12 protein-coding genes are annotated in these 15,673 nt (G+C 41.9%); 6 read left to right on the top strand and 6 right to left on the bottom strand.

Annotation, left to right across the window (positions count from 1 at the left end; translation table 11 throughout):
* Positions 1 to 9: 9 nt before the first annotated feature.
* From L6471_RS00945 to L6471_RS00920, 6 genes are all read right to left on the bottom strand, one after another.
* Entirely contained in the window at positions 10 to 687 is a 678-nt protein-coding gene (locus L6471_RS00945) for a M48 family metallopeptidase (protein ID WP_237797052.1), read from the bottom strand.
* Positions 687 to 3,911 carry a type I restriction endonuclease subunit R gene (locus L6471_RS00940; RefSeq protein ID WP_237797051.1) on the bottom strand — a complete coding sequence of 1,075 codons (3,225 nt, stop codon included), beginning with the start codon at positions 3,909 to 3,911 and terminating at the stop codon, positions 687 to 689. The genes L6471_RS00945 and L6471_RS00940 overlap by 1 nt, the downstream gene beginning before the upstream one ends.
* 12 nt (positions 3,912 to 3,923) lie before the next feature.
* On the bottom strand, positions 3,924 to 5,129 hold the full coding sequence (locus L6471_RS00935; RefSeq protein ID WP_237797050.1) for a restriction endonuclease subunit S: 1,206 nt from the start codon (positions 5,127 to 5,129) through the stop codon (positions 3,924 to 3,926).
* A 1-nt stretch (position 5,130) separates the two neighbouring features.
* The gene (locus L6471_RS00930) at positions 5,131 to 8,013 is read right to left on the bottom strand and encodes an HsdM family class I SAM-dependent methyltransferase (protein WP_237797049.1); all 2,883 of its coding nucleotides are present in this window, start codon (positions 8,011 to 8,013) and stop codon (positions 5,131 to 5,133) included.
* Between the two features lie 762 nt (positions 8,014 to 8,775).
* The gene (locus L6471_RS00925; protein WP_237797048.1) at positions 8,776 to 9,048 is read right to left on the bottom strand and encodes a hypothetical protein; all 273 of its coding nucleotides are present in this window, start codon (positions 9,046 to 9,048) and stop codon (positions 8,776 to 8,778) included.
* 487 nt (positions 9,049 to 9,535) lie between these two features.
* Positions 9,536 to 9,856, bottom strand: coding sequence for a heavy metal-binding domain-containing protein (locus tag L6471_RS00920; protein ID WP_039869577.1), 321 nt, complete (start codon positions 9,854 to 9,856; stop codon positions 9,536 to 9,538).
* A 558-nt stretch (positions 9,857 to 10,414) separates the two neighbouring features.
* Between L6471_RS00920 and L6471_RS00915 the strand changes: the two genes are divergently transcribed.
* The 6 genes from L6471_RS00915 to hemB all read left to right on the top strand — a co-directional run bounded on the left by L6471_RS00915 (position 10,415) and on the right by hemB (position 15,663).
* Positions 10,415 to 11,398: a cation diffusion facilitator family transporter gene (locus L6471_RS00915; RefSeq protein ID WP_237797047.1), complete on the top strand. Its 984-nt coding sequence runs from the start codon at positions 10,415 to 10,417 to the stop codon at positions 11,396 to 11,398.
* Positions 11,399 to 11,445: 47 nt separating this feature from the next.
* Positions 11,446 to 12,465: a uroporphyrinogen decarboxylase gene (hemE, locus tag L6471_RS00910; protein WP_237797046.1), complete on the top strand. Its 1,020-nt coding sequence runs from the start codon at positions 11,446 to 11,448 to the stop codon at positions 12,463 to 12,465.
* Positions 12,466 to 12,539: 74 nt separating this feature from the next.
* Entirely contained in the window at positions 12,540 to 13,352 is an 813-nt protein-coding gene (gene hemA, locus L6471_RS00905) for a glutamyl-tRNA reductase (protein WP_179226478.1), read from the top strand.
* On the top strand, positions 13,339 to 14,019 hold the full coding sequence (gene hemC, locus L6471_RS00900) for a hydroxymethylbilane synthase (RefSeq protein ID WP_006281449.1): 681 nt from the start codon (positions 13,339 to 13,341) through the stop codon (positions 14,017 to 14,019). The genes hemA and hemC overlap by 14 nt, the downstream gene beginning before the upstream one ends.
* 99 nt (positions 14,020 to 14,118) lie before the next feature.
* On the top strand, positions 14,119 to 14,658 hold the full coding sequence (locus L6471_RS00895; protein WP_237797045.1) for a uroporphyrinogen-III synthase: 540 nt from the start codon (positions 14,119 to 14,121) through the stop codon (positions 14,656 to 14,658).
* Positions 14,659 to 14,670: 12 nt separating this feature from the next.
* Entirely contained in the window at positions 14,671 to 15,663 is a 993-nt protein-coding gene (gene hemB / locus L6471_RS00890) for a porphobilinogen synthase (protein ID WP_006281451.1), read from the top strand.
* Positions 15,664 to 15,673 lie beyond the last annotated feature (10 nt).

The raw sequence follows: 15,673 nt of genomic DNA, 5'->3' as shown, positions 1-15,673 counted from the left end.
TGAACGAACTCAGAAATCCACTTCTAGAACATTTCCATTATCCCGAAGCCAAATCTTTGCGTCTTCGTATGATGGAACTTGTATTGATACAATATTCCAAAATTCAGGAGAATGATCTGATATTCGCAAATGGGCTAATTCATGTACAATCAGATACTCAATTACAAATACAGGAGCTTTGATAATGCGCCAACTGAAATTGACATTCCCTTTAGGGGTGCATGATGCCCATCTGTATTTCATGGTGTCAGTAACAGAGCATCCGTTGTAGTTTACACCTAACTTTTGAGCAAATGACTTTGCCATTGGCTCTATTTTGGTGAGTGCATATTTCTTATACCAAGCCACGAATAGGTCATGGGCTCTTTCCTGATTCTTTTTTGAGATACGGAAAGAGAATCCGTCGTACTTAATTCCTCTTATATTCTCATCCACCACAAGCAATGTGCAGTTCCTGCCCATGAGCATCATACTTTCGCCTGAAACAAATTCCTTCTTGCTTGGCTGAGTAGGATATTTATAGGAATCATTGACCTTTTCTTCAATCCAATTTTTTTTCTTTTCAACTATTTCCTGAATACGCGAAGCCGGAAAACCCTCTGGGGCTTTCACAATAACACGTCTGTCTCGTTCTACGAGAATGCCAACGGTTTTTCTTCGCTTGCTGTATTCGATTTCGTAAACCATTATATTTCAGAAATAATAGTTGAATATTTTGTTTTGGCTACTTCCATGATTCTTGTAATGATCTCCTGCCGTTTGGTAACAATACCAGGCATTGAGCAGAAATCAGGAGAAAGAAGAATTTTCTGTAGTTCACCTTTCAAATGATTTTGGGCTGGTGTACTGCTCCAAAAACCGAGAAGGCGAAGCTCTGTTTGCAATTTCTCAACTATATTGATAGTCAAGGCAACGCTTTTGCTTACCTCGTCTTCCGTCAAATCTTTGTCGTTGTACAACTCCGATTTGAATATGCGGAAGAATGGCATTTGCCGCTTACGGTCAAGTCCATAGGTATTCTCCTTTTCACGGTCACGTATGCGTTGACGTAGTTTCTCCAGTTCTTCATATATTTTCTTCCAGTTACCCATAAAGTTCTTAAGAATCTCTTCAAGAGCCTTGGAGAAAGACGCAAAGAGTTCAGGGTCTTCATCGATATTTATCTCGATGTAATTCCTAATGGCATGTTCTGTTGCTGCCGCCTTTGTCTTTTCTGACTTGCGCTTTTTAACCTCTTCAGTAAACTTTTCGCTTATAATAGAGATTGGAGCAACCTTTTCTTCTATTCCTTTGGACTTCAGATAGACATCGGCAATGGCACGTAGTTTCTGCGGAATACCTTTCATACTAAATCGACCATCTCGAAGATGTTTCAGTGCCAAGGCGTTTATCTCTGTGAATGATTTCCAGTCCATCAGATAGTCCAATGTCTCTTTTCGTGGGAGGACAGCGTTGAATGCACGTGTGAACTCGCCATATAGCTTCAACCATTCTGCACGTGCATCTTCATCATAGAAGAGATCATAAAAAGCATCCTCGTCTGTGAGGTCGGTCAACACATTCTTCTTCAAAAAGTCCCAAATGGCAGCATGTGTGTTTTTGAGTTCTTTCAGAAGTTCTTCTTCATTAACAATGGTAGAAAGTGTTCCATCGGTCTCATCAGTGTCAACCTGACCTTGTTTCTCATCGTAATAATCAATGGCTTTCTTCAAGTGATGACCTATGCCGACATAGTCCACTACAAAGCCGAAATCTTTGCCTTCTTCGCCCACTCGGTTAGGACGAGTTATGGCTTGAAGGAGATTATGAGCAACAAGCACACGATCAAGATACAGAACCTGTTCGATAGGCGCATCAAAACCAGTTGTAAGCATGTTGTTGACTATGATGATACCCACATCTCCCTTAATTGTTGGATCTTCCTCGTCTTCACCATCGAAAGGAAGTTTAAACGACTTAATGCTACGTTTGTGATAGTTGGTATCTGTATATTGTTTTATCTCCAACTCGTCGTTGCGGTCGCCAGAGATAACTACGGCTGCACGTACTTTTTTCAGCCGGTCGATATTGATGCTTAATGGATTGTTATTTTCCAATTCCTCAATTTTTGCTTTGAGAGCATCCTCTATCATGCGTTTATACCTTACGGCTGCAATTCTAGAATTGGCGATAATCTGAGCCTTGAAGCCACCTGGGAAAATCTGAGAAACATAGTGATCCATCATATACTTAGCTTTTTCCCTAATGGTATCTTCACTGTCCAGATATGCATCACGAGAGCCGAAGCCCAGAATCTGCAAACGCTCCTGTATGTTATAATCGCTGAAGACATCTTCAAACTTCTTATCCATGCCTTCTTTGTCTTCCACCTCGGCATTATGGGTAAAGCCCTGATAGATGATTTCAAGCGTTACACCATCATCAATACTCTGACGCATGGTATAACTGTCTATATAGTCTCTATATAAACGTTCGGTTTTTGACGTTGGCGTACCAGTAAAGCCTATGCGAGTGGCATTAGGCAGGGCACGTTCAAGATTTGCACCCAGCAGGGAGAATTGTGAACGGTGCGCTTCATCGGTAAGAATAAGCACTTTGGGGCTTTCGTTCAAGACTGGAAAGATTTGAATGTCATCCAACTCTCCAGACTCTTGGAACTTATGAATCATCGCCATTACAAGGTCGGAAGTATTGGTGCTCAAAAGCTCTTTCAGACTGCACATAGGTTTATTTGCCCTTGGGTTTATAAACTCAGCTTTCTTCAAGTTAAAACCAACACCGCCGCCAGTGTCACCCAATTGTTCTTCCAGTTGTGTGCGGTCGGTGACAAATACCACCTTCCACGATTGAAGAGCTGTTATAAGTTGCATCTGGCGTACAAGGAACATCATGGTAAGCGACTTTCCAGAACCTTGCGTATGCCATAAAATACCTCCACGATCTTCTTTAGTCTTGCCTTCTTGCAAACGCTTCACCATCTTCTTGACGGCACGGAACTGTTGATAGCGACATACAATCTTTATCTTCTTGCCTTTGTCATTAATAGAGAATATGGTGAATATGCGGATAATGTCAAGAAGGTTTTGAAGTGATAGCATACCTGCCACCAGGCGCTGTTGGTCGTTTGGCGCACTCTGACCGTGTTTCAGATCGTTCAATGTCATTGGATAAGGATCTGTCCAACGATAAAAATACTTTTCACGATGGGTGGTGATAGTACCTGCTTTTGCTTCGTTTCGGCAAGTGACTATTAAAAACTGGTTATATTGGAACAACGCAGGATTTCCCTCGCCTGTATCTCCACGCTGTTCTGAATAACGCATCAGTTGGTCGATGGCTTCAGGCAACGGCTCTGACACCTTCGGTGATTTAGCTTCTACAACGACGATTGGCAGACCATTCAAGAACAAAACAATATCTGGTATAATATGATGGTCGGTGCCAGGGATAGCCACCTTAAACTGCGATATGGCTGTGAAGATGTTGTTTTCTGGATGGTCGAAATCAATATAGCGAACAGACGGCGATTGTTCACCCGTCTTTTCGTTTCGTGATACTGACGTACCTTCCACCAGTAGATTGAAGATGCGCTCATTGTTTTCGAGCAGTGTGACACCTTGATATGCCGTGATGCGGTTGGCAACCTCATCAATCTGGCTGTCTGTCAGGAAGTCATTGATTTGCTTTAATGCTTTCCTGAGTTTAGGCATCAGCACCACTTCTGAGAACGATGTGCGAAAACTTTCAGATGGTTGCTGTTGCATCTGAAGTTCAATCACTTCGTTTGCATCATCATTCCAGCCCAACTCTTTCAACTGTTCCATGAAAGGGTGTTCCACGCTATTGAACTCGTCGATTTTAAGTTGTTTCCGACGGGATTCTTCATATTTGTTGTCGTTGGTCAGTATCATAAGCCTTTACGATTATATTCTTACTTTGCCTGTAATGAGGTCAGAAAGGAGACCTTGCTTTGTACTCGACAATTTGTTAATCTCAAGTTTGTTTTGATGTATAAAGCCATCAAACTGAGATATTATCTCAGAAATAACTTCTTGTTCATCTTTAAGCGGTTTCTTAACCATCAGCGACCTAATTTTTTCCATTCCGAAAGCTGGCTGTGATGTGGAATGAATAGATAAATCAACCTCCTTATCCACATATTCAGATTTCAATGTATAGTAAAGATAAAGCGCATTTTCCTTAGGTTTGATGACAATTACGTTGGCACTAATAGCATAATCTTCGTTGAGGATTGGAAGCATTTTGGGCTTTCCAATTGTCCCTATCTTTCCAAAGATAATATCTCCTTCTTCTACAGTGAAAATGGACTTTTGTTTCTCTACAACAGAACGCCCAACTCTCCTGCATTTGTCTATTATCAAATTACCGTAATCATCTATATCACTTATTCCGACATAGGGAGCACCTTCTTCAACTTCCGCTGGGGTTCTGTGGTCTGGCTGAGCATCAATAGCATCCATTAATTTAGACATTTCAACCCATTCCCATTCTTCTGGTATTCTACCCAATGGTGAGTCCTTGAACTTGTGGGTCTTTTCGCTTCGCACGTTACCTTCACTGTCAATGCCAAAAGTTAGCAAGTCTTGCATCAAGCCTCGCTTTATTAGTTCGTACTTATCAATGAGCGACTGCGTTTTTGAAAGCGAATCGTCAAGTTTAGACAACGCATCTGCAATACGCTGTTGCTCATCCTTTGATTCCGGGATAATAATTTCGTGGCGTTTGAAGTCCTTCTTTTGAAGGTGTTTTAAGCCACTTCCTTGGAAATAATTGATGTCAATATATTGTTTAAGGAATAGCAGTACATAGTACATGAACTTGGGACAAATATTCTCTTTTGTACCAAGCACATAGGTATCTGTGGAATATGCAGCTTCTCCATTAAAGTATTTGATGTTAGCCATTCCACCTGTAGCCAGATAAAGGTTCTCGCCATCTATAAGTTTGCTATCATGCTGCAAAACTGCCTCTCCACTTGTGAAGAAGGGGTACAAACCGAAATTGGCAGCATCATCAACTTTTATTGGCGACTTTTTTTTCTCAACGACACATTCGCCAATGGAGACTTTACGCCAACCTTTTGGAATTGAAATCTTGTTTACTTCCATATCAGTCAACGTATTTAAGTTTTTTGAGTATGTCGTTCAATTCATTCATCACTTTATTGCAGTCGGTTGCAATCTGTTGTGCGGACGTTGCATATTTGTCAAAAAGATGCTCACAGGCAGCAATCACGTCGCGCCTCTCCTGTTCGGTGTAACGGTTAAGTTGGTCGGCAATGATATTGTAGTGCTTCTGCAAAATCAAAGTGCGAGTTTCCTCTTCCGTTATTTGCCCGCCAATAGATTGCATTGTGGCATCATATCCGCTCAGAACCTGTTGTATCTTCACGACTTCTTTTTGAAGTTTTGCGAACTTCTTTTTCGGCTCTTTGAGAACATCTTTTGCCTGAGCGACCTTTGTTAGCAAAGTGTTCTGCTCGGCAGTTCTCTTATTTTTGTTTGAAGGCACAGACTTCTTAATTTCATCTAAAGAGACAAGAATGGTTTCTATAGAAGCATCCTCAGACGGAATACAGAATTGCAAACCTGACTGTTCAAGTAATGCAATAGCGTGTTGCGTTACTTCTGCAATTTCATTATTAGCTTGATTCAACAATCCTTCGGCATACAGTTTCTTGGATTCCACTCCAAGGCATTTCAATTCAAGATGCAAATCAAGAGTCTTTTGCAATTGGTCAAGCTCTGATTTAGCAGCCTTAAGTGCTCCCTCACACTCTTTGAGTTGTGCTGAATAGGCTTCCAACTCTTTGGCATCGTCAGAGTCCTCCTCACAGCCTTTTAGGGCAACCGCAAGTTGTTCGTGTGCTAATTTCGGAGTATGCTTTATCTCTTTTGCTTCTTCGCCTTCTGCTGGTTCCTCAGGCTCGTAGTCAACAGATTCAAGTATTTGTTCTACAATATCTTCTAAGTTGGCTTCGCAGTTTGCGACATCTTCCTGTTTCTTGTCGATGGCTTGTTGCTCATCGGCAAAGAACATGGCTGTAACAAGGTCACTGTATTCTGGATAGATGAGATCTATATCCCATTTGCGCTGCATGATAGTCTTCAGGTCGTACTTGACACCATCCCACCAATTGACAAAGATACCAGCCACCTGATGTTGGTCGAGCATACCAATAGGTTCGAGAGCCTGGCGCATAGATTGCATCAAACTGTTTCTGACTTTTGAAAGCAATGCATCCCGATGTCCTGCAATAGTGGCAAACTCATCGCTTGCAGTTTCCCACCAAGAGGATAAATTGTCATGCAATTGTGATACAACAGCGTTTACTTCGCTGCTTTCTTCAACTGCTTTTTTTATCTCATCACAGTTGCTTACAGCGAATTGACGATAACTATCATTGCCACTACTGAAAAGAGTAAAGGCATCAAAGTGAATTTTAGATGAAAGATTGCTGTTGATTTCTTCTATCTCTACTGCTGGGACACCTCCGACAAGGTGAGCGTGAACATCATGATGCTCTGGAGCAGGAGTATTATCGACGTATTTGCGGATATTAAGAGTATAACCGTTTTGTTCTATCTCAGATAGGTCAACCAAACGTGAATAGTTCGGTACTTCCATCTTGTTCAGATAGACGTATGAAATCTTTTCAATATCTTCTGGCCGAAGTGTGTTTTGTTTCTTACCCTCCTTGTATTCTCTATCAGCATTGATAAAGAACACCTTGCCCTTCATATCATCAGTCTTACGCTTTGAGAAGACCATCACACATGCAGGAATACCAGTACCATAGAATAATTGCGGTGGTAAGCTTATCACACCTTCAAGCACATCAACGTCGCGCTGAAGCATGGCTGTACGGATTTCTTTTTCTTTCCTGCCTCTGAACAGGACACCATGAGGCATAACCACAACTACACGACCGCCTTTATTCTCGTCACAACTGGCTAACATGTGCTGAACAAACATAAGATCTGCCTGCTTGGCATCTTCCGGTGTGAAGCCATAAATAAAGCGGTCTTTGTATTTCATTTCCTCAGTAGAATACTTCTGAGAAAATGGCGGATTGGCAATTACACGATCAAACTTCATGATTTTGCCATTCTTCGTATGTTGTGGATTCACAAGAGTATCGCCATACTTGATATGCGAGCCGAGGATGTCGTGGAAAATCATGTTCATCTTGCAAATGGCGACAACACCATCTTTATTGTCCTGACCATAAAGAGCCAGATTCTTTGGATTTTTGCCTTCATCCTCAATATACTGGTATGCCTGAATAAGCATACCACCCGAACCTACAGTAGGGTCATAAATAGACATACCTTCATCTACTTGTAATAGTTTTACAAGCATGCGAACCACCGTGTTAGGCGTATAGAATTCTCCACCTTTCTTTCCTGCGCTGTCTGCAAAGTATTTCAGAATAAATTCGTATGCTGCACCAAGTAAATCGGGGAACTCAAAGTTCTTGTTCAACAATGGTGGAAAGTTGTTGAACTCTTCTATCATCTTGCGAAGGTCGCTGTTTTTTATAACAGGCGTACCATCAACGCTCATTTTGTTGAAGTTGATGCGGTCTTTGAAAATTCCTTGCAACACTTCGCTATTGGCATCCTCAATAGCAGTCAGGGCTTTATTCAACATTGGCCCAATATCAGTTTTAAGGTCTCGCAAGGCTGGAACTTCGGTTTCGTTCTCCTCATCATACCAACCTTCGTTCCATCTGGCACGTTTCGGAACAAAGAAAGTATCACCGTATGTTGTCTTATCCTCCAGAATAGAATTTAAGGCATCTTCAGGAAGATGTTGATAATCTTTCTTCAAAACTTCACGCTTTTCTTCAAACACATCTGACATGCGCTTCAAAAAGAGCAATCCAAAAATATACTCTTTATATTCTGATTCCTCCATGTTCTTGCGAAGGTAATCCGCAATGCGCATGAGGAATGATTCCAATCCGCTAAGTTTAATTTTCTCAGTCATTCTGCAATCAAAAGAACTCCCAAGCCGTGTCTCGACAGACGACCAAGCCCTTTTTACACAGCGAGGGAGTTCTAATAATCTTTGTTTTGCCAATTGGCTTCTTTGTGGTCTTTATCGAGAGAATCCAATCAACATGAAAAAGAAAAAATTCGAAAATCTTCATCTCTTCCCAAGAGACGGATTCTGAGTACAAAGGTACTCTTTTTTTCTCAAACCGCACATTTTTATGCCCCAAAAACGGGTTTTAGGCATCGCTTTTTTGCCATTTGTTTAGCAAAACGCATCAGAATATCTCTGTAAGTATCTGTATATCAACACTTTTTTGTTTCAATCCGTCTCTTGGGAAGAGATGAAGATTTTTGCTAAACATTTTTTCTTTTCGTTGTGGTTTTAGCACTTCCAACTCTCTTTGCTCTCTCTACTTTTTTGCTTCCCTGTCCCTATTTTCCCTACTCTCTTCTTGCACGCTAAGTTTTCTTAGATACGCTTTACCCGAATTCTCCGCACTTACTCTACTTTTCCGTACCAAGCTTACACACCCAATCGCCCTTACGTCCCTTGCCCGCTTGACTTTCTTTCTTTGCGTCTTGGCGCTCTTAGCGAGAAAAAAAATCCGCCATCTGTCAAATAAAATGGCCAAAATCAGGGTCTTCCGAAAATCGCCATCTAGCTCGAAAAATTCAACTTTTAGACTACCCACTTTGTCGCTTACACACACACTTGCGGCAAAACCCCAGCTCCTATACCCCAAAAGCTTAGACTTTAGCCGCTAAAACCTATGACCTTATCGCATAAACCCTTAGCTTTTAGACCATAGGAGCTGGGGTTTTGCCGGGCATTTCTTAACGCCCCAAAACAGCTAACAGCTAACTCGCAATGAATCAGGCAGTTACAAACTATCGCAAAATTCGCATATTTCAGTCTTTCTAACATGCCGACAGCAAATAAGCGAATTATAAGGCGGTTCATGTCAACAAAATTCAAAACAACATATTTTGCTCTTATTGCAATATTTCTAAATAATATTTCTATCACTTGGTTATATATATATAATATTTTAAATATTTCACAATCCCCGCTCAGCCCAGTGTTTATCGGGCTTGAGCGCATGTGTAACGGATCGACTTGGTAAGGGTAGCGGATCGGTTTGGTTAAGCAAAAACCTTCTAACGGATCGACTTGGTAAGTCCTAACGTATCGACTTGGTAACATTTTTGAGGGCTAACGGATCGACTTGGTAACTTTCAAAAGCAAAAATAAAAATAAACTAAAACATGTACAATAAAAATATCACTTTTTTTTGCACAAGAAATGAGCTTTAATGGCTAATCTATGACCATGTCCTTTTGAAGAAAGACATCAAGCAAGTAAATATGTATAAACCTATAAACCAAACACTTACGCACAAAAATAGCCTTAAAACAAGGGGGCGAAAAACCTCTCATTTTAAGGCTAAAAATAAAATGAGGTACTATATGCGAGTTTAGCCATTTTTGTCAGCTAAACGGTACATTTTGCAAATTTAGTCGATTACCACCGCTGTACCACTCACAGCAACCATAAGCATAGACCCCTGTGCACCAATCGTTTCGTAGTCAATATCGACACCTACTACAGCATTGGCTCCCATTTGCTGAGCACGCTCTATCATCTCACGCATGGAGGTATCCTTAGCCTCGCGTAACACACTCTCATAACTGCCCGAACGACCACCAATAATATCGCGAATACTTGCGAAAAAATCTTTAAAAACATTGGCGCCAATAATCGTTTCGCCTGTAACAACTCCTCTATAACTTAAAATGCGATGTCCCTCTACGGTTGGGGTGGTGGTTACCATCATGTTGTTGATCATATTTTTAAATATTTAAGTGTTAATAATCGTATTCCATTACCATTCTTTTTGGGGGTATTTATAATACGACAAAGATAGTATTATCTGATTTAAAAAACAAATTTACATGCTGATTTTTTCCTCCTGAAACAACATAAAAAATATAAGCAGATTTGTCGTCACGACGAATCTGCCTATCACTTGACTTGTAAAAAACCTACAAAACTTTTTAAAAACTACGTCTAGTAAAACCTAAATAAAATTAACTAAACTAGTTATTAAACTCACATATTGAGACAGGCGATTGAACGGTAAATCGAAATACCTGCCTTAAATGGATGAGTTGACCTAAATTCACATCTAAACAGAATGCAGTTCGCTTACCACAAGTTCTAAAGACAATTGCAAAAATAAATAATATCTATCAGTAAAACTTTGCAAAAAGTACCAAATAATTTATCATTTGTAACGAATACAAAAAAATATATCCTAAATTTTGAACAAATTATAGCTCATGTTACATTTTCTTTATATATTTGCTCATCGAAGGTTTAAAGCACGTGAGAAATGGAATATAAAAGCACTGACTCTTCTGATGACTCAGCCTTACGCGAAAAGAAACTATTTCGCATCACTTTGAAGGGGAGTTTGATTAATGTGATATTGCTTATTCTGAAATTTGCAGCAGGTATTTGGGGACATTCGGCTGCGATATTAGCCGATGCTGTGCACTCGCTGACCGACTTCGCTACCGATATCGTTGTCATCGTGTTTGTGAAATTAAGCAACAAACCGAAAGATAAAAGTCATGATTATGGTCATGGTAAATACGAAACCTTAGCTACGGCCATCATTGGTACCAGCCTCTTAGGTGTTGGTCTGATGGTCTGTTATAGTGGCATTTCGCAAATCATACAGAGCCTACGGGGCGAAAATCTTGGGCAACCGAGATGGATAGCTCTGGCTGCAGCACTGATGAGTATCGCTCTGAAAGAATGGGCCTATCGATTTACGGCTGCTGCTGGCAAAAAATACAAGTCGGAAGCCGTTACGGCTAATGCTTGGCATCATCGCAGCGATGCCCTTTCTTCTATAGGTACAGCTCTAGGTATCGGCGGTGCTATCCTGTTAGGACCAAATTGGGCTGTTCTCGACCCTATTGCGGCTGTCGTAGTGAGCTTTTTTATTTCGAAATCTTCTTACAAACTGATAAAGGATGCTCTGTCAGAACTGCTCGAGGCGAGTCTGGGTGATGAAACGGAAAATGAAATCATACAAATAGCTGAAAGCGAGGACGGGGTAATAGATGCCCACAATTTGCAAACCCGACGTATTGGCAATACAATAGCTATTGAGATGCATATACGTATGCCAGGACATATTACCTTATATGAAGCGCATCAGCATGCTACCCATATAGAACATCGATTACAGGCTAAATTTGGTAAACAAACACATATCGGACTGCATCTGGAACCGATAAAAATAAACGGGAAATACGAAAAGCCAGTCGTTAACACGAATCATCAAAAATTAGGATTGCATGATTGATGTATTTTTTGTACCTTTGCAACGATTTTGTACAAAGACAGTATGACATGAACGATTTGATACTTCGTACGTTACAAGGTAAAAAGACTGAGCGACCAGCAGTATGGTTTATGAGACAGGCAGGAAGAGTACTGCCCGATTATCTGAAACTACGCGATCTCCACAGTTTTGACGAGATTATGCACACACCTGATTTGTGTGCACAGGTAACGCTTATGCCTGTACATACCATTGGCGTAGATGCTGCTATCTTATTCAGTGATATTCTGGTAGTGCCTACTGCGATGGGCGCTAATATCAGTTGGACTGACAAAGGACCGGTATTCAGTACTCCGCTCTGCCAATATTCTGACGCAAGCAAACAGCTGAAACCTGATGCAAGCAAACTGGATTATATCTATCGCAATATCGATGAAATAAAAAGTAGAATATCAGACGGCACCCCGTTAATCGGTTTCTGCGGTGGGCCGCTCACTACACTTTGCTATATGCTTCAGGGTAGAAGTACGGATAATCAGTTTAACGATGCTGTAAGTTATATTTTCAGTAATCCGGCAGAAACCGACCGACTCATCGAAGCCCTCACAGAGATGACCATCGAATATGCCCGTAACCAGGTAAAGCATGGTGTACAACTCTTCCAAATCTTCGAAACAAATGCCGGCGTACTACCTCAAAATGAATATATCGCCCACTTTATGCCTGCCATACGACGTATCGGACAAGCTGTGAAAGAAATGGGTGTTCCCGTAATATACTTTGCAAAAGGTTTGGGACTTGGCTTGCAAGCTGTAACCCCAGATATGTGCGACTTTGTAAGCATAGACTGGCAGATGGACTTTTATGAGGCAAGAAAATTGGTGAACCCTGCCATCGGCCTACAAGGTAATCTAGACCCAAGGATTCTCTTCGCCAGTGAAGAAATTATCCAGCAAAAACTTGAAAGCTATCGCCCATATTGGGAAGAGCACCACAACTGGATACTCAACTTGGGTCATGGCGTTCCGCCACAAGCTCCACTCAAGAGCCTACAGTTTATCACCAATTACGTAAAAAGATCATGGTAACTTATCAATCAATAAATTTTAAAAATACTTCATTACAAGATCGCGAATCATATTTTAAAACGATCGAAAACCAGATGCCACCAGAGTCTGTTTTTCTACAGACTTGTAACCGTATGGAACTCTATTCGGGTAATGGTGATGTTCCCAAGCGTGTGGCTCGCCATCTTTTCCGCGTGGTGAGTGGACTGGAATCGGCTATCGTAGGCGAAAGAGCTGTTCAGGGACAGGTGAAAGAGGCTTATCTGAAAGCACGTAACGATCATCATCTGCCTGCCGGTATTCACAAACTCTTTGAGTGTGCTCTCGAAGTGGGTAAACGTGTGCGTAATGAGACTGAAATATCTCATGGTGCTGTAAGCCATAGTTTGGCTGCTGTAGAAATCATGGAAGAAGAACAGGTAGACTTGAAGCATGCACGTATTACGATTATCGGTGTCAACAAGTTGACCAGCGATATTCTGAAATTCTTGCAGAATAAAGGTGCGCAACTTCTTTTCTTGGGTAACCGAAGTCTGGACCGAGCTCACGAACTGGCCGATCCACTCGGCATACAGGTATTCGGTCTGGAGGAAAAGAAGAACTATCTGAAAAATACGGATATCTTGATTAGTGCTACTTCTGCTCCAAGTTTGGTGGTGACTACAGACGATATCGAGCGCGACCAGAAGTTGCTGGCTATCGACCTTGCTTTCCCTCGTGATATCGATGCAGAAATCGCTACTTATCCTAACGTGCATCTCTATAACTTGCGCGATTTGGAAAACCGTGTGAAGAAGAATATAGAGGTAAGATCAAGTGAGGTGGAAAAGGCTGAAGCTATTATAGAAGATGAAATCGAGATACTCGAGGATATCATGGAAAGGAGAAAATTATATGCCGCAAAATAAGGAATTAGCGCCTATCAGGGTTATCGCCAGAAGAAGCAAACTGAGCCAGCTACAGGTAGCTGAGGTCTTCAATAGACTGAAGGATATACCTTATACGATTGTCTTTACGGATACCTTCGGCGACAAAAGACTGGATTTGTCTTTACTCAACGGTGAGGCTCCTGACGATATGTTTACTCGTGAACTCGACTGGGCGCTGCTGCATGATGATGCGGATATCGCTATACACTCTGCCAAGGATCTGCCTGAACATTTGCACCCTGATCTGGAAGTGATTGCGCTGTATGAAGCTTTTGATAAAACAGATGCTCTGGTAAGTAGAGACCATATCAAACTGATGGACTTGCCAGCTGGAAGTACCGTAGGTACCAGTTCGCCGCTGCGTAAAAAAGGCTTGTCAGAACTGCGACCAGACTTAAAGATTGTGGGGATACGTGGTTGTATCGAAGACCGCGTAGCTCAGGTAAGAGACGGCAAGCTAGACTGCGCTATCGTGGCTACTTGTGCACTGAAACGACTGGGCATGGAAGACGAAATTACAGAGATTCTACCTTTCCCTACCCATCCGATGCAGGGAAGACTGGCTATTACAGCTAAAAGAGGTGAAGCTGCCGAAAACTTGAAAAAGTGGTTTGCACCTGGTAATATTCTTAACGAAACGATCTAATCATCATCGCCTATGCGTCTCTATACCGGACTCACATGTAAAGATCAAACGGCCATTCATACTCCGCTGATCGAAATAAGAGGACTGGAAGATGATACCTTGCTGCAGCAAGCGGCTGCCTCTATCACCGACCATGATATTCTGCTGATGACCAGCAGGATGACGGTGAAATACTGGTATGAAGCCATGCAGAAGGTGAAGGCTCCATGGCACGGGCAGGTGGTGGCTATCGGACATACTACTGCCCAGGCACTGCAAGAGAGAGGCGCACAAAACCTCATTATCGCTCCTCAAGACGATTCTTATGGGGTTATCGAACTATTCCGTACAGACGAAAGACTTCTACATCGCCACGTTATATTTCCACGATCGGCCATAGCACTACCCATTATCCCTGACGGATTAAGAGAGTTAGGCTATACCGTACAAACGCTGACCGCCTACCAGAATGTAATGCCCGAACACCCGAAGAGAGTGGACCTCGCGACGATAGACACTATCGTATTTACATCGCCAAGTACCATCGACAACTTCTTGAAACTCTATGGTACGCTACCCGAAGATAAAACGTATGAAACCCGAGGAGCTATTACACAAGCCCATCTGGAAAAACAACTGAAAAAAAGAAACCATATATAAAAAGATATAACAATGAAAAGATTCAGAGAATATCGTAAAGATCAAAGTACACGCGATCGTTATGCTGACGTATTTGTCAACGCAGAAGATTTTATCTACCCTTACTTTGTCGTAGAAGGTGAAAACGTAAAACACGAAATTGCATCTATGCCAGGTGTATATCACTTCTCTATCGACCTGCTGCTCAAGGATATCGCAGAAGTGAAAGAGTTGGGTATCAATAAGTTGCTTCTCTTTGGCGTTATACCAGACGAAGAGAAAGACGAGCGTGGATCTGCCGGTTACGATGAAAATGGTATTATCTGCAAGGCTATCCGTGCTATCAAGGCCGAATACCCAGATATGATTGTCATCGCCGACGTATGTCTCTGCGAATATACCAGTCACGGTCACTGTGGACTGATTCATAATCACGATGTGGACAACGACTCTACCCTGCCATTGTTGGCTCAGGAAGCATACGTATATGCTAAGGCTGGTGCCGACTGGGTAGCTCCTTCTGCAATGATGGACGGACAGATTGCTGCCATCAAGAGCAAACTTGTAGAAAACGGCTTGTATCCTAAGTGTAAGATATTGGGTTACTCTGCCAAATATGCATCAGCCTTCTATGGTCCTTTCCGTGATGCTGCTGACTCTACCCCAGCCTTCGGTGACCGCAGAACCTATCAGATGGACTATCGTACACACGATCAGGGACTTGAAGAGATTGCAGACGATATCGAAGAAGGTGTAGATGCTACTATGGTTAAACCAGGTATGCCATATCTCGACATGATCGCTCGTGCCGTAGAGCGCTTCCCTGAAATACCAATGGTAACTTATCAGGTAAGTGGCGAATATAGTATGCTCAAGGCTGCTTCGCTGAAGGGCTGGCTTGATGAGCCACGTGTCGTATTCGAAAGTCTTATCGCCTTTAAGCGCGCAGGTGCGAAATATATCATTTCCTATTATGCTAAGGAATATATGCAGAAGTGGGCTGAACGCTACACCATTAAGAAGTAATCAAGCAGCT

The sequence above is a fragment of the Segatella bryantii genome (genome assembly GCF_022024215.1).
Lineage (GTDB): Bacteria > Bacteroidota > Bacteroidia > Bacteroidales > Bacteroidaceae > Prevotella > Prevotella bryantii.
This window is presented reverse-complemented; position numbering and strand designations above follow the sequence as displayed.